This is a genomic window from Mycobacterium sp. E1214, assembly GCF_001666755.1.
Taxonomy (GTDB): Bacteria; Actinomycetota; Actinomycetes; order Mycobacteriales; family Mycobacteriaceae; genus Mycobacterium.
The window spans coordinates 1-25,349 of record NZ_LZJC01000110.1 but is presented as its reverse complement, the minus strand read 5'-3'; the positions used below and the strand labels follow the sequence as shown (position 1 = coordinate 25,349).

22 protein-coding genes are annotated in these 25,349 nt (G+C 72.0%); 8 read left to right on the top strand and 14 right to left on the bottom strand.

From position 1 onward, the window contains the following. Positions 1-287: 287 nt before the first annotated feature. A complete protein-coding gene (locus tag A5700_RS15465) occupies positions 288-995 on the top strand; it encodes a GAF and ANTAR domain-containing protein (protein WP_068074923.1) in 708 nt (235 codons plus the stop codon). Between the two features lie 9 nt (positions 996-1,004). Here A5700_RS15465 and A5700_RS15460 read toward each other — a convergent pair whose 3' ends face one another. Then, the gene (locus tag A5700_RS15460; protein WP_068074920.1) at positions 1,005-2,159 is read right to left on the bottom strand and encodes an NAD(P)/FAD-dependent oxidoreductase; all 1,155 of its coding nucleotides are present in this window, start codon (positions 2,157-2,159) and stop codon (positions 1,005-1,007) included. A gap of 81 nt (positions 2,160-2,240) precedes the next feature. On the opposite strand from A5700_RS15460, the gene A5700_RS15455 reads away from it, so the two are divergent. From A5700_RS15455 to A5700_RS15440, 4 genes are all read left to right on the top strand, one after another. Continuing rightward, positions 2,241-3,422, top strand: a complete 1,182-nt coding sequence (locus A5700_RS15455) for a zinc-dependent alcohol dehydrogenase (RefSeq protein WP_068074917.1) — start codon at positions 2,241-2,243, stop codon at positions 3,420-3,422. Positions 3,423-3,513: 91 nt separating this feature from the next. Next, entirely contained in the window at positions 3,514-5,661 is a 2,148-nt protein-coding gene (gene glgX / locus A5700_RS15450) for a glycogen debranching protein GlgX (protein WP_068074913.1), read from the top strand. 123 nt (positions 5,662-5,784) lie between these two features. Next, positions 5,785-7,536 carry a sensor domain-containing diguanylate cyclase gene (locus A5700_RS15445; protein ID WP_068074910.1) on the top strand — a complete coding sequence of 584 codons (1,752 nt, stop codon included), beginning with the start codon at positions 5,785-5,787 and terminating at the stop codon, positions 7,534-7,536. Positions 7,537-7,619: 83 nt separating this feature from the next. Next, a complete protein-coding gene (locus A5700_RS15440) occupies positions 7,620-8,399 on the top strand; it encodes an SDR family oxidoreductase (RefSeq protein ID WP_068074907.1) in 780 nt (259 codons plus the stop codon). A gap of 1 nt (position 8,400) precedes the next feature. On the opposite strand, the gene A5700_RS15435 is transcribed toward A5700_RS15440, so the two are convergent. Both A5700_RS15435 and A5700_RS15430 read right to left on the bottom strand, forming a co-directional pair. Then, on the bottom strand, positions 8,401-9,372 hold the full coding sequence (locus A5700_RS15435; protein ID WP_068074904.1) for an aldo/keto reductase: 972 nt from the start codon (positions 9,370-9,372) through the stop codon (positions 8,401-8,403). Between the two features lie 43 nt (positions 9,373-9,415). Then, positions 9,416-10,417, bottom strand: a complete 1,002-nt coding sequence (locus A5700_RS15430; protein WP_068074900.1) for a sensor domain-containing protein — start codon at positions 10,415-10,417, stop codon at positions 9,416-9,418. Positions 10,418-10,564: 147 nt separating this feature from the next. Here A5700_RS15430 and A5700_RS15425 point away from each other — a divergent pair, with 147 nt between their 5' ends. Both A5700_RS15425 and A5700_RS15420 read left to right on the top strand, forming a co-directional pair. After that, positions 10,565-11,125 carry a hemerythrin domain-containing protein gene (locus A5700_RS15425; protein WP_068074896.1) on the top strand — a complete coding sequence of 187 codons (561 nt, stop codon included), beginning with the start codon at positions 10,565-10,567 and terminating at the stop codon, positions 11,123-11,125. Positions 11,126-11,217: 92 nt separating this feature from the next. Continuing rightward, positions 11,218-11,871 carry a UdgX family uracil-DNA binding protein gene (locus A5700_RS15420; RefSeq protein ID WP_068074893.1) on the top strand — a complete coding sequence of 218 codons (654 nt, stop codon included), beginning with the start codon at positions 11,218-11,220 and terminating at the stop codon, positions 11,869-11,871. Positions 11,872-11,875: 4 nt separating this feature from the next. Here A5700_RS15420 and A5700_RS15415 read toward each other — a convergent pair whose 3' ends face one another. The 10 genes from A5700_RS15415 to A5700_RS15370 form a co-directional block, all read right to left on the bottom strand. Then, the gene (locus A5700_RS15415; protein ID WP_068074890.1) at positions 11,876-13,669 is read right to left on the bottom strand and encodes a thiamine pyrophosphate-requiring protein; all 1,794 of its coding nucleotides are present in this window, start codon (positions 13,667-13,669) and stop codon (positions 11,876-11,878) included. A 94-nt stretch (positions 13,670-13,763) separates the two neighbouring features. Then, the gene (locus tag A5700_RS15410; protein ID WP_068074887.1) at positions 13,764-15,068 is read right to left on the bottom strand and encodes a UDP-glucose/GDP-mannose dehydrogenase family protein; all 1,305 of its coding nucleotides are present in this window, start codon (positions 15,066-15,068) and stop codon (positions 13,764-13,766) included. Next, complete coding sequence (locus A5700_RS15405; RefSeq protein ID WP_082960674.1) at positions 15,065-16,057, bottom strand: glycosyltransferase family 9 protein; 993 nt, start codon at positions 16,055-16,057, stop codon at positions 15,065-15,067. The genes A5700_RS15410 and A5700_RS15405 overlap by 4 nt, the downstream gene beginning before the upstream one ends. Continuing rightward, positions 16,027-16,725 carry an SDR family oxidoreductase gene (locus tag A5700_RS15400; protein WP_068074885.1) on the bottom strand — a complete coding sequence of 233 codons (699 nt, stop codon included), beginning with the start codon at positions 16,723-16,725 and terminating at the stop codon, positions 16,027-16,029. The genes A5700_RS15405 and A5700_RS15400 overlap by 31 nt, the downstream gene beginning before the upstream one ends. Position 16,726: 1 nt before the next feature. Beyond that, positions 16,727-18,136 (bottom strand): PfkB family carbohydrate kinase, encoded by a 1,410-nt coding sequence (locus tag A5700_RS15395; protein ID WP_068074882.1) that lies wholly within the window; start codon positions 18,134-18,136, stop codon positions 16,727-16,729. Further along, complete coding sequence (locus A5700_RS15390; RefSeq protein WP_068074879.1) at positions 18,133-18,702, bottom strand: SIS domain-containing protein; 570 nt, start codon at positions 18,700-18,702, stop codon at positions 18,133-18,135. Before A5700_RS15390 ends, A5700_RS15395 begins: the two co-directional genes overlap by 4 nt. After that, positions 18,699-19,742, bottom strand: a complete 1,044-nt coding sequence (locus A5700_RS15385) for a glycosyltransferase family 9 protein (protein WP_068074877.1) — start codon at positions 19,740-19,742, stop codon at positions 18,699-18,701. The genes A5700_RS15390 and A5700_RS15385 overlap by 4 nt, the downstream gene beginning before the upstream one ends. After that, positions 19,733-21,226, bottom strand: coding sequence for an HAD-IIIA family hydrolase (locus A5700_RS15380; RefSeq protein ID WP_068074874.1), 1,494 nt, complete (start codon positions 21,224-21,226; stop codon positions 19,733-19,735). Before A5700_RS15380 ends, A5700_RS15385 begins: the two co-directional genes overlap by 10 nt. Then, a complete protein-coding gene (locus A5700_RS15375) occupies positions 21,223-22,878 on the bottom strand; it encodes a carbamoyltransferase C-terminal domain-containing protein (protein ID WP_068074872.1) in 1,656 nt (551 codons plus the stop codon). The genes A5700_RS15380 and A5700_RS15375 overlap by 4 nt, the downstream gene beginning before the upstream one ends. Before the next feature lie 10 nt (positions 22,879-22,888). After that, a complete protein-coding gene (locus tag A5700_RS15370; RefSeq protein WP_197502959.1) occupies positions 22,889-23,974 on the bottom strand; it encodes a UDP-glucuronic acid decarboxylase family protein in 1,086 nt (361 codons plus the stop codon). Here A5700_RS15370 and A5700_RS15365 point away from each other — a divergent pair. Then, on the top strand, positions 23,973-24,851 hold the full coding sequence (locus A5700_RS15365) for a glycosyltransferase family 2 protein (RefSeq protein ID WP_068074943.1): 879 nt from the start codon (positions 23,973-23,975) through the stop codon (positions 24,849-24,851). The two genes, A5700_RS15370 and A5700_RS15365, sit on opposite strands and share 2 nt — an antisense overlap. A 9-nt stretch (positions 24,852-24,860) precedes the next feature. On the opposite strand, the gene A5700_RS15360 is transcribed toward A5700_RS15365, so the two are convergent. After that, positions 24,861-25,349 (bottom strand): glycosyltransferase (locus A5700_RS15360; protein WP_156671239.1); only part of this gene is annotated, 489 nt, incomplete at its 5' end.

Here is a 25,349-nt window from a genome sequence, read left to right as displayed (position 1 = left end):
GCCGGGCACGGCGGGCCCGGTCGGCGCCGTGGGCCGTGGAGCCGTCGGCGCCCAACGTCGTTGCGTCCCTAGGTGTTACGACATTCGGGCGAAAAACGGTCTCGCATCGCCGGGACGGCAATCCGTCCCCAATTCGCTTCGGTTGCCGACAGCCGCTTCGTTTCGCGGCCTGCCCGAGCGACGATGGGGTAGCCGCAGAATTCGCTTCGCGGCCCGCGACCTGCGTAGAGTGTGGAAGTCGCAAGCGCCTTTTCCGCTGCGGCGCCGCGAGTGAACGGGGTGAAGCGATGCGTACCGAAGACACCGCGATCGTCGCCCAGCTGGCCGAACTGGTCGCCAGCCTCGAGCGCGACGGCTTGAAAACCGCGAGTGGGCTGCGCGAACTGCTCGACACCGGGCTGCGCCACGTCGCCGGATCCCAGTACGCGGGCATCACGCTGGCCGAGAAGAACAAGACGGTCACCAACGTCGTCTCCACGCACCGCTACCCGAAGGTCCTGGACAGCATCCAGAACCAATTCGGTGAGGGCCCCTGCCTCGAGGCCGCCTGGCAGCACCACGTGATCCTCATCAACGATCTCGACGGTGAGCAGCGCTGGCCGCGCTACCGCCGGCACGCGATCGAGCAGACCCCGATCCGCTCCATCCTGTCGTTCCAGATGGCGGTCGACGGGGGCAACATCGCCGCGCTGAACTTCTACGCCGACGAGCCGCAAGCCTTTAGCGACGACGCGGTCATGTTGGGCGACGTCTTCGCCACCCACACCGCGCTGGCCTGGTCGATCCTGCGCCACCAGGACCAATTCCGCAGCGCGTTGGCGTCCCGCGACGTCATCGGGCAGGCCAAAGGCGTCATCATGGAGCGGTTCAACCTCGACGCGATCGAGGCGTTCGAGCTGCTCACCCGGCTGTCGCAGCAGTCCAACACCAAGCTGGCCGACCTGGCGTCCGCCCTGATCGACAGCGAACACCCCCTCAAGCCGCGCAACTCCTGACGCCCGCCGTCACCCCAGCGGAATCGGGGCGGGCCTGCGCTCGGCGATCAACCGCTCGCCCAGGTCGTAGTCGTCGTCGGCGTTGAAGGTGAGCACCCCGACCAGGGTGTTCCCCGAGTCGTACCACACTGTGAAGCCGTCGCCGCGCTCCTGAAGCCGGCTGCGTTCGTAGCCGTCCCCCCAGGCGTGGTATTTCAGTGTGGCGTCGCCGATCGTGGTCCAAAAACCCGGCACTGCATCCCATTTCGCGTCCCGGCCCGCGGCGCGCGCACCGGCGACCGTCCCCTGGTCGACGGCGTCCTGCCAATGCTCGACCGCCACGGGGCGCCCGGCCGTGGCGTTGGTGGCCAACGCCACGTCACCCGCGGCGTAGATGCCCGGCGCGGCGGTGGCCATGTCGGCACCGACGACGATGCGGGACTCGCGCACCTCCAGGCCGGCCGCGGCGGCGAGACCGCTCTGCGGCGCCACGCCGGTGGCGGCGAGCACCAGGTCGCAGTCGATGGTGACTCCGTTGTCCAGCCGCACACCGGCGTCGGTGATCTCCTGCACCCGCGCCCCGCCGACATGGCGCGCACCCGCCGCGGTGATGAGGTCCCGCAGCCGTTCGGCGGCCTGGGGACCCAGCCGCCTCTCCTGCGGAAGTCGGCTTGGGGCAACCAAAGTCGTCGAGACGCCGCGGCCCGCCAACGACGCGGCGGCCTCGCAACCGATGAACCCCGACCCGATCACCACGGCCGACGCGGCGCCGCCGGTCGCCCCGCGCAACGCCCGCGCGTCGGCCAACGACCGCAGCAGCAGGGCGCGCTCGCCCCCCGGCACTGGCGGGGCCGACGGGGCGGCGCCGCACGCCAGCACCAACGCGTCGAAGCCGTACCGGCGGCCGGCCGCGTACACGGCGCGTTCACCGACGTCGAGCCGATCCACCGCCGCCCCGGGCTCGAAATGTATTGCCTGCTCGGCAAACCACCCCGCGGGATGCAACTCGACATCGTCGGTCTCGCCGCGCAGGTACTCCTTGCTCAGCGGCGGCCGGGCGTACGGAAGGTCGGTGTCGGCGCTGAGGATGCGCACCGGGGTGTGGGCGTCGTGTTCGCGGAACGCCTCCGCCGCGGCCACCCCGGCCGGTCCGCTGCCCACGATGATCAGTCCCGGCTCAGTCACCCCTCGGTGATACCCACGGCGGGCAGCAGCGACACGACCGGCGCGGTTTCGACCGGTGTGGGGCGGGTATGTGCCTTGCACATGAAAGCAGTCACCTGGCACGGCAAGCGCGACGTACGGGTGGAGTCGGTGCCCGACCCCAAAATCGAGCATCCCACCGACGCCATCATCGAGGTCACGACCACCAACATCTGCGGTTCCGACCTACACCTGTACGAGATTCTCGGGGCGTTCATGAACCCGGGCGACATCCTCGGCCATGAACCGATGGGCATCGTGCGCGAGGTGGGCGGCGAAACCGGTGACCTGAGGGTCGGGGACCGCGTCGTCATCCCCTTCCAAATCTCCTGTGGCAGCTGCTACATGTGCAACGGGCAGCTCTACACCCAGTGCGAGACCACCCAGGTACGCGAGCAGGGCATGGGCGCCGCGCTCTTCGGCTACTCCCAGCTCTACGGGGAGGTGCCCGGCGGCCAGGCCGAACTGCTGCGGGTGCCGCAAGCCCAGTTCACGCACATCAAAGTGCCTGACGGGCCGCCGGATTCGCGCTTCGTCTACCTTTCGGACGTGCTGCCCACCGCCTGGCAGTCGGTGGCCTACGCCGACATTCCCGACGGCGGCACGGTCACGGTGCTGGGTTTGGGGCCCATCGGCGACATGGCGGCGCGCATCGCCGACCACCTGGGTTACCGGGTCATCGCCGTGGATCTGGTGCCCGAGCGGCTCGGCCGCGCCGCGCAGCGCGGCATCCACACCATCGATCTGGGCAAGCTCGACGCGCCGCTGGGCGACGCGATCCGCGACCTGACCGACGGCCGCGGCTCCGATTCGGTGATCGACGCGGTGGGCATGGAGGCGCACGGATCCCCGACCGCCAAGCTGGCGCAGCAGGCGGCCGGGCTACTGCCGGACGCGCTGGCCAAGCCCCTGCTGCAAACCGCCGGCGTGGACCGGCTGCACGCCCTGTACTCGGCCATCGACATCGTGCGCCGCGGCGGCACCATCTCGCTGATCGGGGTGTACGGCGGCACGGCCGACCCGCTGCCGATGCTGACGCTGTTCGACAAGCAGGTCACGCTGCGGATGGGTCAGGCCAACGTCAAGAGGTGGGTCGACGACATCATGCCGCTGCTGACCGACGACGATCCGTTGGGCGTGGACACCTTCGCCACCCACGTCCTGCCGCTGGACCAGGCGCCGCACGGGTACGACATCTTCCAGAAGAAAGAGGACGGGGCGGTCAAGGTGCTGCTCAAACCCTGATTTCGGCCCGCTCGTGTTACGAATAGGCAACGGCGCCAGGGCGTTTCGGACGTTTGTTTGGTAGGCCCTGCGCTCGGGTATCAGCTGCGCCATGACATCCGAAGCCACTGCCCCCACGCCCACCGGAGAAGTATGGCCCGGCCGGGCGTACCCTCTGGGCGCCACCTACGACGGCGCGGGCACCAACTTCGCGTTGTTCAGCGAGGTCGCCGAGCGCGTCGAGTTATGCCTGTTCGACGAGGACGGCACCGAAAGCCGCGTCCCGCTGCCCGAGGTGGACGGGTTCGTCTGGCACGCCTACATCCCCAACATCGAGCCGGGCCAACGCTACGGCTACCGCGTGTACGGCCCCTACGAGCCGGAGAACGGGTTGCGCTGCAACCCGAACAAGCTTCTGGTGGACCCGTATTCGAAAGCCATCGACGGTAGCTTCGAGTGGAACCAGTCGTTGTTCAGCTACAACTTCGGCGACCCCGACAGCCGCAACGACGACGACTCGGCGCCCAGCATGCCCAAGTCGGTCGTGATCAACCCGTACTTCGACTGGGGCAACGACCGACCGCCGGACCATCAGTACGCCGACACCGTCATCTACGAGGCGCACGTCAAAGGCCTGACGCAGACCCACCCCGACATTCCGGAGCAGCTGCGCGGCACCTACGCCGGCGTCGCCCACCCGGTGATCATCGACCACCTCAAGAGCATCGGCGTCACCGCGATCGAGCTGATGCCGGTGCACCACTTCGCCAACGACTCCACGCTGGTCGACAAGGGGCTGTCGAATTATTGGGGCTACAACACCATCGGGTTCTTCGCGCCCGACTTCAAGTACTCCAGCGCGCGTTCGCCGGGCGGGCAGGTGCAGGAATTTAAGGCGATGGTGCGCGCCCTGCACGAGGCCGACATCGAGGTCATCCTCGACGTCGTCTACAACCACACGGCCGAGGGCAACCACATGGGTCCCACGTTGTCCATGCGGGGCATCGACAACGCCGCCTACTACCGGCTCGTCGACGACGACAAGCGCTACTACATGGACTACACCGGCACCGGCAACAGCCTCAACGTCGGGCATCCGCACGCCCTGCAGCTGATCATGGATTCGCTGCGCTACTGGGTCACCGAGATGCACGTCGACGGGTTCCGCTTCGACCTGGCCTCGACGCTGGCCCGCGAGTTCTACGACGTCGACCGGCTGAGCGCGTTCTTCGAATTGGTGCAGCAGGACCCGACGGTCAGCCAGGTCAAGCTCATCGCCGAACCGTGGGACGTCGGCCCCGGCGGCTACCAGGTGGGCAACTTCCCGCCGCAATGGACCGAGTGGAACGGCAAGTACCGCGACACCGTCCGGGACTTCTGGCGCGGTGAGCCCTCGACCCTCGACGAGTTCGCCTACCGGCTCTCCGGATCGGCCGACCTCTACGAGCACACCGCGCGCCGGCCGGTCGCGTCGATCAACTTCGTCATCGCCCACGACGGTTTCACCCTGCGTGACCTGGTGTCCTACAACGAAAAGCACAACGAGGCCAACGGCGAGGACAACAACGACGGCGAGAGCCACAACCGGTCGTGGAACTGCGGCGTGGAGGGGCCGACCGACGATCCCGAGGTGCTCGCGCTGCGCGCCCGTCAGGAGCGCAACTTCCTGACCACCCTGTTGCTCTCGCAGGGCGTGCCGATGATCTGCCACGGCGACGAGCTGGGCCGCACGCAGAACGGCAACAACAACGGCTACTGCCAGGACAACGAGCTGACCTGGATCGACTGGGCCACCGCCGACAACGGCCTGCTGGATTTCACCAAGGTGGTGTCGGCGCTGCGCGCCGAGCACCCGGTGTTTCGGCGGCGCCGCTTCTTCTCCGGCAAGCCGCTCGGGCGCCGCGGGCAGGACGGCCTGCCCGACATCGCCTGGTTCACCCCCGAGGGCGCCGAGATGACCGAGGAGGACTGGGGCGCGGGCTTCGCGAAGTCCGTCACGGTGTTCCTCAACGGCCACGGCATCCCCGATCGTGATCCCCGCGGGCAGCGGGTGCTCGACGACTCGTTCTTGCTGTGCTTTAACGCGCACTACGAGCCGATCGAATTCACTTTGCCGCCAAAGGAATTCGGTGCATCGTGGCGTCTGGTGGTGTTCACCGGGCCCGAGGAGGAGACGCCCGCGGAGGAGGTGCCGGGCGGCGGCACGCTGACCGTCGACGCGCACACCGCGGTGGTGTTGCAGGCCCCCGACGGCGGTTAGACCGCCGGGAGCGCGCGCCCCGCCCACCCGAACACGGCCCGGCGCTAGGAACTTCGTCACGTTTTCGCGCACAATGTTGACGCGGCCGAACCGTTCGGCGCGACGCGTCGACAGCGGTGGCTCGTGAGCGGGATCCGCGACGACCGCGTGAGGCCGGCGCTGGGCTGGTGCGCCGGGGCGGCCGTCGTCGTGGTGCTGTTGGCCGCCGCGGTGACCTGGCTGGGCTGGACCACCCGAACCGAGGCGTTGACGCGCATCTACCCGAGCTGGCCGCCGATGACGCCGTGGACCGCGCTGTCGTTGGCCGCGCTGGGGGTGGGGATCGTGTTGCAGTCGGGTCGGCCGTCGCGCGGGCGGGTGTGGACCGGGCGCGGCTTGGCCGCGGCGGCGGGTCTGCTGGCCGTGGTCTTCCTCGCCGAGTACGCGGCCGGGCGCTCCTTCGGGGTCGACCGGGTCTGGTTCGCCGACACGGTGCGACGGTGGCAGACGACCCTGCCGGGCCGGCCGAGCCCGCAGACGGCGGCGTCCGTCCTGCTGGTGGCCGCCGCCGTCGCGCTGGTGCGCGTCGATCGCGGGACCCGGCTGCTGCGTCCGTTGTGCATGGCGGCGGGCGCGGTCGTTCCCCTCGTGACCGTCGGCGCCTACCTGTTCGACGCGATCGCGCTGGTGGGGGTGTCCCCGTCGACCGGGCAGGCCGTGTCCATGGCGTCGGCGCTGCTGCTGCTCGTCGCCGCGATCGCGCTGACGCGCCCCGACACCCTGCCGCTGGCGTGGCTGCTCGCCCGACCCGACGGGGTGTCGCTGGCACGGCTGGCCGGCATCTTCGCCGGCTTCCCGATCGTCGTCGCCCTGTCCCGGCCGGCCTTCTCGGGGATGGGCCTGGACGAGCACGCGCAATGGACCTTCGCCATCCTGCTGGGCACGCTGATCGCCGGGGCCGTCACCTTCTACTTCAGCCAGCGCGAGCAACAGCTGCTGATCGAAAAGGAGCTGGTCAGCAAGGAGCGCGCCGAGGCCGAGGCGCGCTACCGCATCCTCGCCGACAACGCGGTGGACATCATCGTCCACCTGCGCGGCGCGGACGCCGTGTGGGTGTCGCCGTCGGTCCAGACGTCGCTGGGCGGACCGCTGGATCGCTGGATGGGGCCCGAGTTCCGCCGCCGCGTCCACCCCGAAGACCGTGACGGGCTGGCGTCCGTGCTGACCCGGATCGCCGGCGGTGAGCCGGTCCTGCACCGGTTCCGCCTGCGGTCCACCGACGAGGCCTACCACTGGGTCGACGGCCACGGGAAGCCCTACCTCGGCGCCCACGGGCGCGCGGACGGGCTGATCGCGGCGCTGCGCATCGTCGACGATCAGGTCGAAGCCGAGCGGCGGCTCGAACGGTTGGCCCGGTTCGACACCTTGACCGGCTTGGTGAACCGAGCCGAAGCCCTCCGGCGACTCGAGGTCGCGCTGGCGCCGCCGCAACCCTTCGGCACCTGCGTGGGCGTGCTGTTCTGCGACGTTGACCGCTTCAAGCAGATCAACGACACCTGGGGACACGGGATCGGTGACGCCGTCCTGGCGACGCTGGCGGCGCGCATCCGCGGCAGCGTCCGCAAAGGGGACACCGTCGGCCGGACCGGCGGTGACGAGATGCTGGTCCTGCTGCCCGGTGTCGAGAAACTCGAGGAGGTCACCCGCATCGCCGAGAAGATCCGCGATCGTGCGGCCGAGCCGATCATATTCTCCGACAACGAGATTCGCGCTACCTTGAGCATCGGCGCCACCCTCGCCGGGTCGGGCGAGGCCGTCGACGCGATCATGGCCCGGGCGGACGCCGCCATGTATCGCGCCAAGTCGGGCCACCGCAACGCCATCAGCCCCATCTGAGCCGCAATCCGCCCTAACCGTTCCCGGCGCCGCCGCGGGCCGATACGCTGGGGCTGCGGTCGGCGTTACAAGAAGGGGCGAATATGTCACGGACAGTCGTGGTCGGCGCGTCGAGCGGGCTCGGTCGCTGCATCGGTGTGGGGCTCGGGCAGCGCGGCCATCAGGTGGCGCTGCTGGCCCGGCGGCGCGAGCGCATCGACGCCGCGGCCACCGAGGCGGGGCGGGGCGCCACCGCGATCGCCTGCGACGTCACCGACGAGGCGTCGTGCCGGGCCGCGATCGACGCCGCCGCCGACGCGCTGGGCGGCATCGACAACATCATTTACACGCCCGCGGTCGGGCCGCTGGTCCGCATGGTCGATACCGACGCCGCGACCTGGCGGCGCATCTTCGACACCAACGTCATCGGCGCGGCCCTGGTCACCGCGGCGGCGGTGCCCCATTTGACGGCGGCGGGGGGCAAGGCGGTCTACCTGTCCTCGGACGCGGGCACGTTCGGGCCGCCGTGGCCCGGCCTGGGCGCCTACGGCGTGAGCAAGGCCGCGCTCGAGCGACTGGTCGACGCCTGGCGCGCCGAACACCCCGAGATCGGCTTCACCTGCCTGATCGTCGGGGAGTGCGCGGGCGGCGAGGGCGACGGGCAGACCGGCATGAACGTCGACTGGGACATGGACCTGGCCATGAAGGCGGTCCCGTTGTGGGCGTCGCGCGGGTGCATGCCCGGCAAGCTGATGCCGGTCGAGGACCTGGTCGAGGTGGTGCACACGATCCTGGGCACCAACGCGTCGACGTCGATGCCCGTGGTGGTGGCCAGGGGGGCACCCGCCAGCGCCGCGGCGTTCGCCGACTCGGCGCAGTCCTAGCTCAGCCGCGGCCCAGTTTCTCGCGGACCAGGTCGGTCAGGAATCGCCGGGCCGACGTGGGCCGGAACGCCCGCGCCGCCTCGGTGAGCGCGTCGACGGAGGCCGGCGGCAGCTCGATGTCGGCGGCCGCGACGTTGAACTCGAGCTGCTCCACGGTGGACGCGCCGGGGATGGCGACGACGCCCGGCAGGCTGATCAGCCACGCCAGCGCCACCTGCGCTGGCTTGGCGTCCACCTGCGCGGCGACGTCGCGCAGCGTCTGCAGCAGCGGCTCAACCCGGCGCAAATTCTCCGTGCCGAACAGCGGGTTGATGGCCCGCACGCCCCCGGGCCGGTTGTCCAGACCGTACTTGCCGCCCAACAAACCCTGGGCCAGCGGGCTGTAGGCGATGACGATGCGGTTCTCGCGCTCGGCGAAGGGCACCAGGTCCTCCAGCGCGCCGGCGTGGGCGAGGGAGAAGTGCACCTGGTTGCTGATCACCGGCCGCCCCAGCGCGGCGTCGGCTTTCTTCCACCGCTCCAGCGAATAGTTCGAGACGCCGGCGGCGCCGATCTTGCCGCTGTCCAGCAGCTCGCGCATGCCCGGCATGATCACCGAGTCGGGCACCACCGGGTTGGGCTGGTGCACCTGATACAGCGGGATGCGGTCCAGCCCCAACCGCTGCGCGCTGGCGCGCTCGCGCTGCTTGACGATCGCGGGGAACGGGGCCACCGGCATGATCTTGCTGGCCACCGCGACCTCGGCGCGTTCGTCGCCCAGCGCCTCGCCCAGGATCCGCTCGCTCTTGCCGAGCCCGTACACCTCGGCGGTGTCGAACAACGTCACGCCCAAGGCGCGGGCGCGCCGCACGATGTCACGCGCCGCCCCCGACGCGTAGCTGTCGCCGTAACCCCACTCGCGTGAGCCGAATTGCCAGGTGCCCAGGCCGATCCGGCTGACCCGGCCGACCCCCTCGACGTCGAGAAACTTCATGAGGCCCACCCTAGGCGAGCCGTCCGACGCCCGCCCGCGCCGCTCAGCCCGGGATCTTGTCGAGGACGTACTTGGCGACGCCGGCCGCGGCCAGCCGCGGCGCCTGGCCGTCGGTCGTGCCGCTGGCCGAGACGTTGACGTCGACCACGACATTGGCCTTGGCCGCCACGGCCCGGGCCACCCGCACCTGCCGATCTTTGGGGGTCAGGTCCAGTGTCGTCACCCCGCCGCCGGCATCCGAGGGCTCGCCCACGGACATGGGTATCGGCTGCCCCGAGGGCGTCGTCACGGTCACGGTCGTGCCGCCGCATTGCCGCCAGCCCGCCAGCAGCCGCGACAGCTGCGCCTGAGCCGACGCGGGATCGCCGAACGCCGCCACCCCGGCGATGACCTGCGTCGACTTCAGCATGCTGAGGGTGTCGACGAACTCCGCCGCGTGGTATCCGGCGACGGCGCCGCCGTCGTAGGCGTCCGGGGCGCCGGCGGCGACGCTGGACCAGCATTCGGGGCGGTCGATGCTGCCGTCCTGCGCGGAGCGGCCCGGTTTGTTCCAGGTGGGCCCGGCCTCCAGGTTGTCGTCGTTGACCAGATTCTTCAGCGCGTCCGGCGTCGGCAGCAGCGTCCCGACGGCGTCCGGCGCGACCGCCGGTGGCGGGGGCGCGGCGGACCCCGGCGCCGGGGACGAAAGCGGCGCCGCGGTTCTCGTGGGGGCCGCGCCCAGGGTGGCCCAGGCGATCAGCGCGAGCACCCCGACGGCGGTGAACAGATACGACAGCGCCAGCCCCGCCAGGGCGCGTTCGCGGCCGGCTTCGCCGGTGCCGCGGATCTGGGCCAACCCTTGGTGACCGAGTATCGCCCCGACCGGGGCGAACACGAACGCGAAGACCACCGACAGCGTCGCCAGGATGTTCACCGGCCGGGCGCTCGGCGCGGGTGGGGGTGGCGGCGGCAACGCGGGTGACCCCAGCTCGGGTGCGGGCGGAACCCGGCCGAGCGGGTCGTAACTGAGCGGGCCCTGCCAGTACTCGTCGTGCGGGTTGGTCACGCCAGCGCCTCCTTTGCCGCGGAACCTGTCCGCAATGTAGCCCACCGAGCGGGCGGCCGGGGGCGCCGTTTGGTGCCCACCGGCGTCGGGTAGCCGCTACGAAGCGCGCATTCAGCCCGCGCGCCAAGGACAACTGGGAAGGACATCATGGCCCAGACCGCCATCCAGTCGCCCACCGATGTGGTCGACTTTCTCGTCAGTCAGCATCAGCAGATCAAGTCGCTGTTCGCCCAGACGCTCTCGGCGTCGGGATCGGCCAGGGAGCAGGCGTTTATCGAGCTCCGCCGGTTGCTCGCCGTGCACGAGACGGCCGAAGAGGAGGTCGTGCACCCGCGGGCCAAGCGGAAAATCGCCGACGGCGCCGCCGTCGTCGGTGAGCGGCTTCACGAGGAGCACGAGGCGAAGGCCCTGCTGCAGAAGCTGGAGAAGCTCGACGTCGACAGCGAGGAATTCACCCGCGGCCTGACGGCGCTGCGCGACGCCGTGCTGGCCCACGCCGAGCACGAGGAACGCGAGGAATTCGCCCGTCTCGGCGAGGAATTGAGCGCCGAAGAGCTGGAGCGCCTGGGCCGCGCCGCCAAGCTCGCCGAGGCCGTCGCCCCCACCCGGCCGCACGCCGGGGTGGAATCCCAGGTGGCCAACTTGGCCGCGGGCCCCTTCGCCGCGATGCTCGACCGGGCGCGCGACGCGATCGTCGGCAAGGGCTGACGCGGCCCCGGGCGGGCGCCCTCGCATCCGGGGGAGCGGGGGCGCCTCCCCAGCGGACTGACACCGTAAAGCATTGGTGCGCAACAATACTCATGACAAAAAGCAATTCCGGCGCCGGTCGTTACCTGCCCGAAGACCACGGGCTGGACGCACTGCGTGCGGCCGCCGCAACCTGCCAGGGTTGCGGCCTGTTCGCGGACGCGACCCAGACGGTGTTCGGGCACGGCCCGGGCGGGTCACCGCTGATGCTGGTGGGCGAGCAACCGGGCGACCAGGAGGATCGCGCCGGCGAACCCTTCGTCGGGCCCGCGGGGCGGCTCCTGAGCCGGGCCCTCGCCGACGCCGGGATCGACCCGGCGTCGACCTATCAGACCAACGCGGTCAAGCACTTCAAGTTCACCCGCAAGGGCGGACAACGGCGCATCCACCAGAAGCCCGGTCGCACCGAGGTGGTCGCGTGCCGGCCCTGGCTGCTGGCCGAGATCGAGGCGGTGCGGCCACACGTCATCGTGTGCCTGGGTGCAACGGCCGCACAGTCGTTGCTGGGCACCGACTTTCGGGTGTCGACCCAGCGCGGCCTGCGACTGCGGCTGCCGCCGACCGCAGACGTGCGGCTGTCGCCGGACCCGACGGTGGTGGCGACGGTGCATCCCTCGGCGGTGCTGCGCGACCGCAGCGAGCGCCACGACGAGGTCTATCGGTCGTTCGTCGAGGACCTGCGCGGCGCGGCCGCGGCGCTGTCCTGAGGGATTACGACTTGCGGTGTGGCAGAAACTCTTGCGCCTTGGTCTTCAAGCCGACCTTGACGAAGCCGACGCGGTCCTCGTCACCGGAGAGCACCGCGGCCGTCGCGGACTTGAACTGCTCCCACGTGGCGTGCGGCGGGATGGGCGGCATGTTCGGGTCGGTGTAGACGTCGAGCACCGTGGGCCGATCGGCGGACAAGGCGGCCCGCCACGCCCCCGCCAGCTCGTCGGGGTCCCGGATCGCCATCGCGCGCAGGCCCAGGCCGGCGGCGAAGGCGGCGAAGTCGACGTCGGGAAGCGCTTGCGACTCGGTGAATTTCGGTGACCCACCCATGGCGCGCATCTCCCAGGTGACCTGGTTCAGGTCGTTGTTGTGCAGGATCGCGATGACCAGCCGCGGATCCGCCCACTCCTGCCAGTACCGCTTGATCGTAATGAGCTCGGCCATGCCGTTCATCTGCATGGCGCCGTCGCCGGTCAGGGCGATGACGGGCCGGTCCGGCAGGCCGAACTTGGCGCCGATACCGTAGGGCACGGCGGGTCCCATGGTGGCCAGGGTTCCCGACAGCGAGCCGCGAATGTTGCCGCGGAACTTCAGGTTTCGCGCGTACCAGTTGGCCGCCGAGCCGGAGTCCGCGGTGACGATGGCGTCGTCGGGCAGCTGCGGGGAGAGCTCGGAGAACAGCCGCAGCGGGTTGATCGGGTCCGCCGAGACCATGGCCTCCTTCTCCATGGTCTCCCACCAGCGGGCCACGTTCTTTTCGATGCCCGCACGCCAGGACCGGTCCGCCTTGCGGCGCAGCAGCGGGATCAACGCGCGCAGCGCCGATTTCGCGTCGGCCACCACGTTGAGCTCGTACGGGTAGCGCATCCCGATGAAGCGGCCGTCGACGTCGATCTGCACTGCGCGGCACTGCCCGTACTCGGGAAGGAACTGCGAATAGGGAAAGCTCGAACCCACTGTGAGCAGCGTGTCGCAGTCGCGCATCAGCTCGTAGCTGGGGCGGGTGCCGAGCAACCCGATCGAGCCGGTGACCCAGGGCAATTCGTCGGACAACACGTCCTTGCCCAGCAAGGCCTTGGCGGCCCCCGCGCCCAGCAGGTCGGCGACCTCGGCCAGCTCCTCGGCGGCGCCCCGCGCGCCGGCACCCACCAGGATCGCGACCTTGTCGCCCGCGTTCAGGATGTCGGCCGCCCGGGCGATGGCCGCGTCGTCGGGGGCGACGGCCGGCCACTCGACGCCCAAGCTGGACGGCACCATCTTGAAGGCGTGGCTCGGCGGCGAATACGGCAGCTCCTGCACGTCGCCGGGAATGATCAACGCCGTCGGGGCGCGCTGCGTCAAGGCCACCCGGATCGCCCGGTCCAACACGTTGGGCAGCTGCTCGGGGACCGTGACCATCTGGACGTAATCGCTGGCCACGTCCTTGAAGAGGCTGAGCAGGTCCACCTCCTGCTGGTAGCTGCCGCCCATCGCGGTGCGCTCGGTCTGGCCGACGATGGCCACCACCGGAACGTGGTCGAGTTTCGCGTCGTAGAGGCCGTTGAGCAGGTGGATGGCGCCCGGCCCCGAGGTGGCCGTGCACACCCCGACGCGCCCGGTGAACTTCGCATACCCGACCGCCTGGAAGGCGCTCATCTCCTCGTGACGCGCCTGGATGAATTTCGGGTTGTTGTCCGAGCGACCCCACGCGCCGAGCAACCCGTTGATGCCGTCTCCGGGGTACCCGAACACGTGCTCGACGCCCCATGCCCGCAGGCGTTCCAGCAGGAAGTCGGCGACCTGTTGTTTGGACACTGATTGCCCTCCTCGGCAATTGGATTCACCCATCGCGGCCCGTCACGGGCTGGCATACCCGAATCGGTCGCGGCTACGCCCCGTCGAGCGATCGTCAGAAGCCGCCCGGCACGCCGTTGCCCAGATAGGTCAGGCCGGCGGCGCGCACGGCGCCCGGTTCGAGCAGGTTGCGGCAGTCCAGCACGACGGCCCGCGGCGCGTCGCGCGCCACGGCGTGCCAGTCGAGGTCCCGGAACTGCGGCCACTCGGTCAGCACGACGATCGCGTCGGCGGCCTTGGCGGCGCGATAGGGATCGTCGGCGGCGGTCACCCGCGCGTCCAGCAGGACGGCGGGGTCGATGCCCGGCAGCTGGGGGTCGTACCCCATCACCTGGGCCCCGGCGGCGGCGAGTTCGCCGCACGCCGCCAACGCGGGGGAGTCGCGGGTGTCGCTGGTCTGCGCCTTGAAGGTGAGCCCCAACGCGCTGATGCGGCAACCCCGCAGCGGGCGGTCCAGCGCCGACTGCAAGGCGTCGACGATGCGTTGCGGCTGTTGGGCATTCGTGTGTCGCGCCGCGTCGACTTCGGCGAACGCCACCCCGTTGCGCCGGGCGATGTGCATCAGGGCGGCGGTGTCCTTCGGCAGGCAAGAGCCGCCCCAGCCGGGACCCGGCCGCAGGAACTCGCCGCCGATGCGCTGATCGGCGCCCATGCATCCGGTGACGTCCTCGATGTCGGCGCCCACCCGCGCACACAGCGCGGCAAGCGAATTCGTGTACGACAGCTTGACCGCCAGGAACGCGTTGCTCGCGTACTTGGCCAGCTCGGCGCTCTCCGGGCTCATCCGTAGCACCGGTTGCGCGCCCGGCCCGTAGGCCCGGTGGACCTGGTGGGCCGCGGCCTCGTCGTGGGTCCCGATGACCAGCCGGTCCGGGTGCCGGAAATCGTGCACGGCCCGGCCCTCCCGCAGGAACTCCGGGGCGGAGACCGCCCGAATCCCGTTGTCGCACAGTCGTTTCCCAACGGCCGACGTGGTGCCGACGGGCACGGTGGACTTCAGGGCCACCACCGCGCCCGGCCGCAGCACCCGGGCGAGCCCGTCGATCACCGAGTGCACGGCGCGGAGGTCGGCCTGGCCGTCCTCGGCGCTGGGGGTCGACACGCACACGAAAACCACGTCGCGGTCGGCGAGGTCGGCGAAGTCGGTGCTGAACGTCAACGCGCCGCGCGCTAAGCCGTCGCGCAGCAGCACGGGCAGCTCGGGCTCGTCGATGGTCGGGGTGCCCGACGCCAGCGTGCGCACCCGCGCGGCGTCGATGTCGACCGCCACCGTGTGCAGTCCCCGTGCCGCGACACAGACGGCGGTGGTCAGGCCCACGTAGCCGACCCCCACCACGCCCACCCGCGGTGCGGCGCTCATGCCGGCGCCCCGATGACCTGACGGCAGGCCGTCAGCACGCTGTCGACGGTGATCTGCAGCAGCCCCTCGTGCGGCACGTCGGCGTGCGGGTCCCCGACGCCGCCCGTCCACAAGGGCACGTGCGGGGCCGGGCCTCGCGGCCCCCACCGGTCGGGCGGTGTGGGGCCGAACAGCACGACCGACGGTGTGCCGGTCGCCGCGGCCAGATGGGCCAGGCCGGTGTCACCGCAGACGATGAGCCGGCTGTCGCCGACCAGCGCCGTCAGCGCGGGCAGATCCAGCAGGCCGGCGACCACCGCGGTGCGCGGCAGCCCCGCGGCGTGGGCGACCTCGTGGGCGAGGTTGAACTCGCCGGCCGACCCGGTGAGGACGATGTCGTAGCCCGCGTCGGCCAGGGCCGCCGCCACCCGCGCGAAGCGCTCCGGCGGCCACTGCCGGGCGGGGGCCGACGCACCGGGATGGACGACGACCGCCCCGGTCTGGTCATAGGGGATCTGCGGAGGCCGCTGCACCAGCACGTCGGCGCTATCGCAAGGAACGCCGGCCCATTCGAGCAGCGCGCACCAGCGTTGCACCTCGTGCAGCTCGGGTCGCCAGGGCGGTCCGGTGAGCGTCGGGTGCCGGTCGTGGCCATGGGTGAGCAGTTGCTGCGGTTCCCAAGCCAGCAGGTGATCGATGCTCTGCGGCCCGCAGCCGTGCAGGTTGATCGCCAGGGCGGGCGGCCCGGACAGCGGTTGCACGTCGCCCAGGCAGTCGGTGGGAATCAGCTCGTCGATGGCGTCGGTGAGCAGCGCCAGCTCGCGGTAGCGGCCCGGCGCGGCGAGCATGAGGCGGGCCTGCGGGTAGTGGCGCCGCAGGCCCCGCAGGGCGGGCACCGCGGTCAACAGGTCGCCGAGCCCGAGGGCCCGCAACACCACGATGGTGTCGCGCGGGCCGACATGCAGGGTCCCCGGCTGGTTTAAGGCCACGACGATTCCGTCGAGGCGCACACCACCATCTCGCGCACCTCGCAGCCGGCCGGCTGGGACAGGGCGAACAGGACGGCCTCGGCGACGTCCTCGGGCTTGTTGAGCTTGGCGTCGGCGGGCGGCTTGTACTGCTCGGTGCGCCCGTCGAAGAACGGGGTGTGCATGCCGCCGGGAATGAGCAGCGTCACCCCGACCTGGCCGGCCAGTTCGGCGGCCAACGCCCGGGTGAAACCGACCACCCCGAACTTCGAGGCGCAGTACGCGGTGGCGTCGCTGACCGCCTTGATGCCCAGGGTGGAGGCGACGGTGACGATGCGCCCGCCGGTGCTGCGCACGTACGGCAGGGCGGCGCGGATGACCGCGGCGGTCCCGACCAGGTTGACGGCGATCACCTGCTCCCACTCCTTGGCCGGGACCTGCTCCAGCGTGCCGCAGGAGTCGATGCCCGCCGCGGTGAACACGCCGGTGATCCGCCCGTTGACCTGCTCCGCCAGCGTGTCGACGGCGGCGGCGACCGCGCTGGTGTCCGCCAAATCGCAAGCGGCATAAGGCACGTCGCCGAGCGACGCGGCGGGCGGGTTCTTGTCGATCACCAGCGGCACGCCCCCGCGGGCCAGCACCGCCGCCGCGGTGCTGGCGCCCAGGCCGGAGGAACCGCCGGAGATGAGCACGCCGTCGAGTGTCGTCATGTCAAGACCTTTCACTAGAGGATTGCCGCGAACTCGCCGCGGCGATCAAGCGGGAAGACGAATAGCCGGCCACCGTGGGCAGGATGACCACCGCACCGCCATGGCGGTGCACCACGTCGGACTCGGGCAATTCGGCGGCCACGTAATCGCCGCCCTTGACCCAGATGTCGGGTCGCAGTGTTTCCAGTGTCGCTTCCGGGGTGGGGCCGTCGAAGATGGTGACGGCGTCGACGCAGGCCAGCGCGGCGAGGACGCGCGCGCGGTCCACGTCGCGCATGACGGGGCGGCCCGCGCCCTTGAGGGCGCGCACCGAAGCGTCGGAATTCACCAGCACGATCAGCGCGTCACCCAGCTCGCGGGCCTGGCGGAGCAACCGGATGTGGCCGGTGTGCAACAGGTCGAAGCAGCCGCCCGTGGCCACCACCGTGCGGCCACCGCGGCGCAGTCGCGCCACGAGCGCGGCGGCGTCCTGCGCGGTGATGTCCTCGAGATGCGGCTCGGCCGCGACGATCTCCGAACCGCGCACCGGCACCGGGGTCGAGACCGCGGCGGCGCCGCCCGCGGCGACGAAGCGGGCCGCGTCGGCGACCGCGGCGCGCACGGCCGCGACCGGGTTTGCGCCGGCACCCAACGCGACCGCGGCGGCGACGGCGAAGCGGTCACCCGCGCCGCAGACGTCGGCGGCGCCGCCGGTGATCCCGGCCGGGATGCCGACCTGCTGCACGCTCGCGCCGGCCTGGTAGACCCGCGCGCCGGCCGCGCCGCGGGTGATGCAGACGGCGGCGGCCTCCCACCGATGCAGCAGCGCCTCGCCGCCGTCGCCGGAGTTGCCGCAGAAGTGTTGCGCCTCTTCGTGATTGGGCGTCACCAGCGCGCAGCCGGGCACCGGGGGTGTGCCGCGTGGATGCGGGTCCCACACCACGGGGATGCGCCCGGCCGACTGCGTCAACGCCGCCCGCAGCGCCGGTAGCGCGGTGACGCCGGCGCCGTAGTCGGCGACGCAGATGGCGCGGGCCGTGGCCACAGCGTCGGCCGCCGCGGCGGGCAGGGGCCGGTCCTGCGGTGCGCCGTCGCCGCGGTCGACGCGCAGCATGGACTGGCCACGCGCGCGGATCCTGGTCTTGGTCACCGTCGTTCCCGTCATCGGCAGGGGCAGCACCCGCACGCCCGCAGCGGTCAGCAGGTCGTACAGCTGGGACCCGGCGTCGTCGTCGGCGATGCCCGTCACCAGCACCACCTCGGGCTCGGTGCGCGCGGCCAGCAGGGCCGCCAGCCCGGCGCCGCCGGGCCGCTGCACGAGCCGTTCGGCGTCGACCACCGGCACCGGCGCCTCCGGGCTCAGCCGGGTCGACGAGCCCAGGATGTCGACGTCGAGTATCGAATCACCAACGATGACAAGCGGTGTGGTCATGAGGCGCTCCGTCGCAGAATCACGTCGTCGAGGGCCAGGCACAGCCCGTGCAGCAGCATCAGGTGGATCTCCTGCACGGTGGCCGTGCTGGCGGCGTCGACGCAGATCGCGTCGTGGCAGATGCCCTCCAACTCGTTGGGGGCCCGGCCGGTGAGCGCCCACGTCACCATGCCCACCTCGTGCGCGGCCTTGACCGCGCCGATCACGTTGCGGCTGGCGCCGCTGGTGGACAGCGCGACCAGCACGTCCCCGGCGCGGCCGTGCGCGCGCACGCCGCGGGCGAACATCTCGTCGTCGCCGTAGTCGTTGGCGATCGCGGTCAACGCCGAGGTGTCAGCATGTAAGGCGATGGCGGACATGGGGATTCGTTCCTCGCGGAAGCGGCCGACGAGTTCGGCGGTGAGGTGCTGGGCCTCGGCGGCGCTGCCGCCGTTGCCGCACGCCAGGAGCCGGCCGCCGCCGGTCAGCACCCCGGCCAACAGGCGACCCCACGCGCGCAGCCGCGGAGCCTCGCCGCTGGTGCGGTCGGCCGCGTCGCGCAGCGCGGCGAAGTGTGACTCGATCATGGTTCTCCTCCTTCCCGCCGGACGGCGGCCACCAGCTCCGCGTCGGTGATGTGGTCGAGGCAGGGGTGACCGGCGACCGGGCAGACGCGGGCGCGGGAGTCGCGGCACGCCGCCTGCTGATCGCCCAGGACGGTCACCCGGCGGCCGTACGGGCGCCACTGGTTCAGCGGCACCACCGGCGCGAACAAGGAGACGACGGGCGCGCCCACCGCGGCGGCCAGGTGCGCCGGCCCGGTGTTCGGGACCACGATGACGCGGGCCGCGCCGAATACGGCCGCCAGCTCGGCGAAGCTGGTCTGGCCGCCGAGGTCGACGACCCGGTCGGCGCTGTGGTTGGCCGCCACCGCCGCGGTCAGCGGCGCCTCGTCGGGGCCGCCGGTCACCACGACCCGATAACCCGCGGCCGCGAGCGCCCCCACCATGGCCGCGCTGCGCTGCTCGCTGGGGCGCCGGGCCGGGACGGCCGCGCCGGGGTGGAAGACCACGAACGGCTGCGGCCCGATCGTCCGCACCAGCCGTTCGGGCAGCGGCGCGAGGTCGCGGATCCTCAGGCCCCCGTCGTCGCGCGCGGGGAGCGGGCATCCGGCGGCCCGGGCCAGCGACAGGGCCCGCTGCGGCTCGGGGATGCCGTCGGGCACCTGGTGCCGCAGGTCCAGCAGCGTGCCGGGGTAGTCGACGCTGATCGCGCCCACCCACGGCACCCCCGCCATGCGGCACAGCAGCGCCAGCGGCAGCGGGGACTGGTGGAAGGAGGTGAAGATGAACACCCGGTCGGGCGCGAGGTCGCGGAGCTGCTTGATGAGCGCGTCGGCGTGGGCGGCGGTCAGCTCGGGGGAGTCGAAATCCACCCAGGGCGCCTGCCATTCGATGATCTCGTCGACCCCGACCAGCAGCTCGGCGGCGTCGCGGCCGCGCGGTCCGACGAGCATGGTCAACCGCTCGTGATGCGCCGCGACGGCGCGCACCGCGGGGCCGGTGATCAGCACGTCCCCCGCGCTGTCGAGGCGGGCCACGACGGCGGTGCCCGCGCTCACCGGCACTCCCGCAGCACCACGGACACGGCCTCGTCGAGGGTTTCGGCCACCCGCGCGTGGGCGCGCGCGTGCTCGACCTCGGCGGGCAAGGTGCGGCTGGTCGGCACCAGCACCGCCCGCGCGTGCGCGGCCAGCGCGGCCTGCACGTCGCCGCCGGTGTCGCCGATCATCACGCACCGCTGCGGCGGCACCCCGAGCGCGGCCGCGGCGGCCAGGACCATGCCGGGTCGCGGCTTGCGGCATTCGCAGCCGTCCGCCTCGCCGTGCACGCAGACCTGCCACGCGCCGAAGGGGCCGAGCACCTCGTCCACCCGGGCGTTGACGGCCGCGAGCTGGGCGGGGCTGATCAGGCCCCGCGCGACGCCGGACTGGTTGGTCACGACGCCGAGCAGCAGGCCGCGCCCGCGCAGCCGGGCCAGCGCGCGCCCGGCGCCGGGGACGGGCCGGACCCCGTCGGGGTCGTTGAGGTAGGGCCCGTCGACGATCAGGGTGTCGTCGCGGTCGAGCAGCACCGCCAGCGGCGGATCGCGACGCGCCCCGCGAAACGTCCACTCGCCGACCAGCCGGTGCGCGACGGCGACCGGCGGGATCAGCGCGCTGGTGACCGCAAGGCGAAGCGCCTCGACCGCGGTGCGCGGTCCGTCGAGCCAGCGGCGCACCGTGAACTCCGCGGTGCACAGCAGCCACAGCCCGGCGGCGGCGCGGGCCACCGCGGTGCGGCGCAGCCCGGCGGCGAGCAGCGCCACGGCGCCCGCCAGTGTGGTGGCCGAATGGGCGGGCAGCCGCCCCTTGCCCTCGCCGATCTTGTCGCGCCAGGCGCGCCCGTACTTGCGGCGCAGCAGGGCGTTGTCGCGGTTGCCGACCTGCGCGCGCACACTCGACCACCACGTCGCGGGAGCGACGGGATGCGTGGAGCGCCGTTCGCCGCGCAGGATCGCGCCGCCGGCCGCGACGATGCGGACCGCCAGGTCCGAGTCCTCGCGATAGGCGCGCGGGAACCGTTCGTCGAAACCGCCGACCGCGACCAGGGCGTCGCGCCGGTACGCCATGTCCGCGGTGATCCACTGCGCCGTCGACAGCCGCAGCGTGCGGCGCTCGTCGTCGGTCGGACGCCGCGACGGCCGCGTCGGCACGTCGAGCGTCGCCTGGGAGCCGACCGCGTCGGCGGCGTCGGCGGCCTTGAGGTCCAGCGTCAGCGCCGCGCCCCCCTCCGGGTCGGGGAGCACGTCGTCGTCGAGGAAGCACACCCAGCGCGCGGCGGTGGCGCGCCAGCCCACGTTGCGCGCGGCGGCGGGTCCCCGCCCGCCGCTGCGCAGCACCCGCACCGGCAGGCCGCTGCGCACCACCAGGTCGGGGGCGGGCCGCGGCCGGTCGTCGACGACGACCACCTCGGCGGGTGCGGCGCCGGAGCCGCGGTCCAGCGCCGTCAGCAGGGCCTGCAACGACTCCCGGCCGACGGTTGGCACGACGATGGCGTACTCGGGTGTCATCCGCGCCCCCCGGCGGCCCGCCGACGGACCAGGAACGGGCCGATCGCCAACACGTCGATGGGTGAGCTGCCGAACACCTCGAGCGCGTCATGCGGGCTGTCGACCATGGGCCGGCCGGCGGTGTTGAAGCTGGTGTTGACCACTACCGGGACCCTGGTGCGGTCGGCGAACCGGCTGATCGTCGCGTGCAGCCGCGGGTCGACGGCCGCGTCGACGGTCTGGATCCTGGCCGTGCCGTCGACGTGAGTGACCGCGGGGATGCGGTCCCGCCACGCCGGGGCGACGTCGTGGACGAACAGCATGTACGGGCTGGGCAGCGGCCCGCGGGAGAAAATCTCGGCCGCGCGCTCGGCCAGCACCATGGGCGCGACGGGGCGGAACTGCTCGCGGCCCTTGACCGCGTTGAGGCGCTCCAGGTTGGCGGCGCGCCGCGGGTCGGCCAGCAGCGACCGGCCGCCGAGGGCCCGCGGCCCGAACTCGGACCGGCCCTGGAACCAGCCGATCAGCTGGTTGTCGGCCAGCGCGTCGCCGACCGCGACGGCCAGGTCGGCCGGGCGCTCGTAGACGATCGCCGCGTCGTCGAGGGTGGCCTGGATCTGGTCGTCGGACCAGCCGCGGCCGAGTCGCGCGCCGGGCATCGGGGCGATCGGCTCGCCGAAGGAGGCCGCCAGGCTCAGCGCCGCGCCCAGCGCCGTCCCGGAGTCACCCGCGGCCGGCTGCACCCACACGCGGTCGAAGCCGCCCTCGGCGTGGATGCGGGTGTTGGCCACGCAATTCAGCGCGACCCCGCCGGCCAGGCACAGGGCGTCGCCGTCGGTGCGCTCGCGCAACCAGCCCACCAAGTCCAACAGCACGTCCTCGAGCACCCGCTGCACGCTGCACGCGAGGTCGGCGTGGACCGGGTCCAGCGTTTCGGTGTGCGCGGGCCGGCGCGGCGCCAGCTCCTCCCAGTCGATGGGTTCGGTGCGGAATCCGCCGTCGCCGCAGGCGTACACCCGTTCGCGCAAGGCGTCGGCGAACCGCGGCTCGCCGTAGGAACCCATGGCCATCACCTTGTATTCGTCGCTGGAGCGCGCGAATCCCAGGTGCTCGGTGAGGCTTTCGTAGAGCAGCCCCAGCGAATGCGGCAACTGCTGGGTGGCCAGCACGTCGAGCTTCTGGTCGCGGTACACGCCGGCCAGCATGGAGGCGCGTTCGCCGCGCCCGTCGACCACCAACACCGCGCTGTCGGGGTGCGGTGACGCCAGCGACGTCGAGGCCGCGTGGGCGACGTGATGCCGGACATGCTGCACCACAGCGGGATTGAGCCCGGGAAGCGCCGTCTGCAGGAACCGCGGCGCCCGCTCGGCGTAGAGGGTGCGCAGGTACTCCCAGTCCTGGTCGAGCCCGGCCGGGTCGAGCGGCTCCTCGTGCATGAGGGCCGGGTCGTAGGAGTACCCGATGGCGTCGATGTCAGTGGCGGTCAGCCCGGCCTCGTCGAGGCACCACCGGATGGCGGCGACGGGCAGCTCCCAGGTGGAGAAGGGGACGGCCTGCTTGCCGTGCTTGCGGCGCGAGAACCGTTCCTCCTCGGCCGCGGCCACCACCTGGCCGTCCACCACCAGCGCGGCGGCGGAGTCGTGAAACACCGCATTGACACCCAGTATTCGCACCCTATACCCCCTATGGCGCAGGTTGATCGGTGTTGGAGACCAGGCCCGACACCAGGTCCTGATACGGTTCGTCGGCCCCCTCGCGGAACCACGCCAGGGTGGTGCGCAAGCCATCGCGGTAGTCCACGCGCGGCTCCCAGCCCAGCCGCTCGCGGGCCAGCGAGATGTCGGGGCAGCGGCGCTGCGGGTCGTCCTCGGCCGGCGGGGTGAACTCGATGATGGACGCGCTGCCGGCGAGGTCGCGGATCATCTCGGCGGCCGCGAGCACGGTCAACTCCGTGGGGTTGCCGATGTTGACCGGGCCGCTGAAATCGCTGCGCGCCAACGCCAGCAGGCCGGCCACGGTGTCGTCGGCGAAGCACAGCGACCGGGTCTGCAGCCCGGTGCCGGCCACGGTGAGCGGCTCGCCGCGCAGCGCCTGGCGGCAGAACGTCGGGACCATGCGGCCGTCGTCGGCGCGCATGCCCGGCCCGTAGGTGTTGAAGACGCGGGCGACACCGATGTCGACACGCCCGAGCCGGTGATACGCGAACGCCAACGCCTCCGCGTACCGCTTGGCCTCGTCGTAGACGCTGCGCGGCCCCACCGGATTGACGTTGCCCCAATACGTTTCGACCTGGGGATGGATCTCGGGATCGCCGTAGACCTCGCTGGTGGAGGTCATCACGAAGCGGGCGCCGGCGCTCTCGGCGATGTCGAGCGCGGTCGCCGTACCGGCCGACCCGGCGCGCAGCGTCTCGATGGGCCGCCGCTGGTAGTCGACAGGCGACGCCGGCGAGGCGAGGTGGAACACGGTGTCGAACGCGGTGCCGACCTTGTCGACCACGGTGGGGTCGCAGATGTCGTGGCGCACGAACCGGAAGCCGGGGCGCCCCGCCAAGCGGTCGATCGCTCCCGGCAGGCTGGTGGACAGGTCGTCCACGCTCACAACTTCCACGCCTTCGCCGAGCAGCCGTTCGCACAGATGGGCGCCCAGGAAGCCGGCGCCGCCGGCCACCAGAACACGGGACAGAGCTCGCACCGGGAATTGGTACCCGCCAGTTCGGGGGTGAAACGTCGTTTCAGCGCGCGGGTTTGGGGTAGCTGCACCTGTCATGGCGACCACGTCCCGCACCTCCTTCGTCATCGCCACCCGTGACCGTTCCGACGAGCTTTGCGGCGTGCTGCGCCGGCTGCTCGATACCACCGACAGTCCGGTTATCGTGGTGGACAACGCATCTCGTGACGACTCCGTCGCGGCGGCCCAACGCGTGGCCGCGGCCGCCGCCGGGCGTGTGGTGGTCGTGGCGCTGGACCGCAACGAGGGGGCGGTGGCGCGCAACATCGGGGTGGCGCGGGCCGGCACCCCGTATGTCGCTTTCTGCGACGACGATTCGTGGTGGGAACCCGGGGCCGTCGCGTTGGCCGAGGAGCTGTTCGACAAGCATCCGTCCGTGGCCGTCCTGGCCGCGCGCACGGTGATGTGGCCGGGCGGCCGCGTCGACCCGTTCGTCGCGGCCCTCGCCAACAGCCCGCTCGGCCACGATCCCGCGTTGCCCGGACCGTCGGTGCTGGGGTTCCAAGCGTGCGCGGCGCTGGTGCGTAAATCGGCGTTCGAGGCAGTCGGCGGCTTCAGCCCGATCCTGCACTTCCGCGGCGAAGAGGGCTTGCTCGCCTGGGATTTGGCGGCCGCCGGCTGGGACCTGTGCTTCTGCGACGCGCTCGTCGCCCACCACCAGCCCTCGACGGTCCGCTCGCCCAGCCGGGCGCAGCACGCCCGCGTGCTGCGCAACGACGCGCTCAGTGCGTACCTGCGCCGGCCCGTCGATCGCTGCGCCCGCGCGACGGTGACCCTGGCGCGGGCCGCCGTTCGCGACGCCGCGTACGGCAGGGCGCTGTTGGAGGCGGCGGCGGCGTTGCCCGCCGCGCTGCGCGAACGCCGGCGGCTGCCCGACGAGGTGGAGCGCTCGGTGCGCATGCTCGAAAATGCCTGAGCCACACAATCACCCGGATCGAGTGCTCGGAGTGCTCACCTCGCGACGCAGCGGCGCCACCTTCTCGTAGACGCGCTCGGTGTCGGCTGCCACGCGATCCCAGCTGTAGCGCGCGCGGGCCCGTTCCCGGCCGGCGGCGCCAAAGGCGCGCCGCCGCTGCGGATCCGCGAGCAGCCCGGCGAGGGCGGCCCCGAGCGCCTCGGGGTTCTTGGGCGGCACCAGTCGTCCCGTCACGTCGTCGACGACGGTGTCCCGGATGCCGCCCACCGCGGTGGCCACCACGGGGACCCCGCAGGCCATCGCCTCCAGGGGCACGATGCCGAACGGCTCATACCACGGAGTGCAGGCGACGACGTCGGCGGATCGCAGCAGCGCGGGCATCTCGTCACGGGTGACCGCGCCGAGCAAGCGCACCCGGTCGCCGACGCCGAGCTGGTGATCGTCGGCGGCCCGGCGCACGCGGCGCTGTCCGACGACGCGCAGGCCCAGCACTTGCAG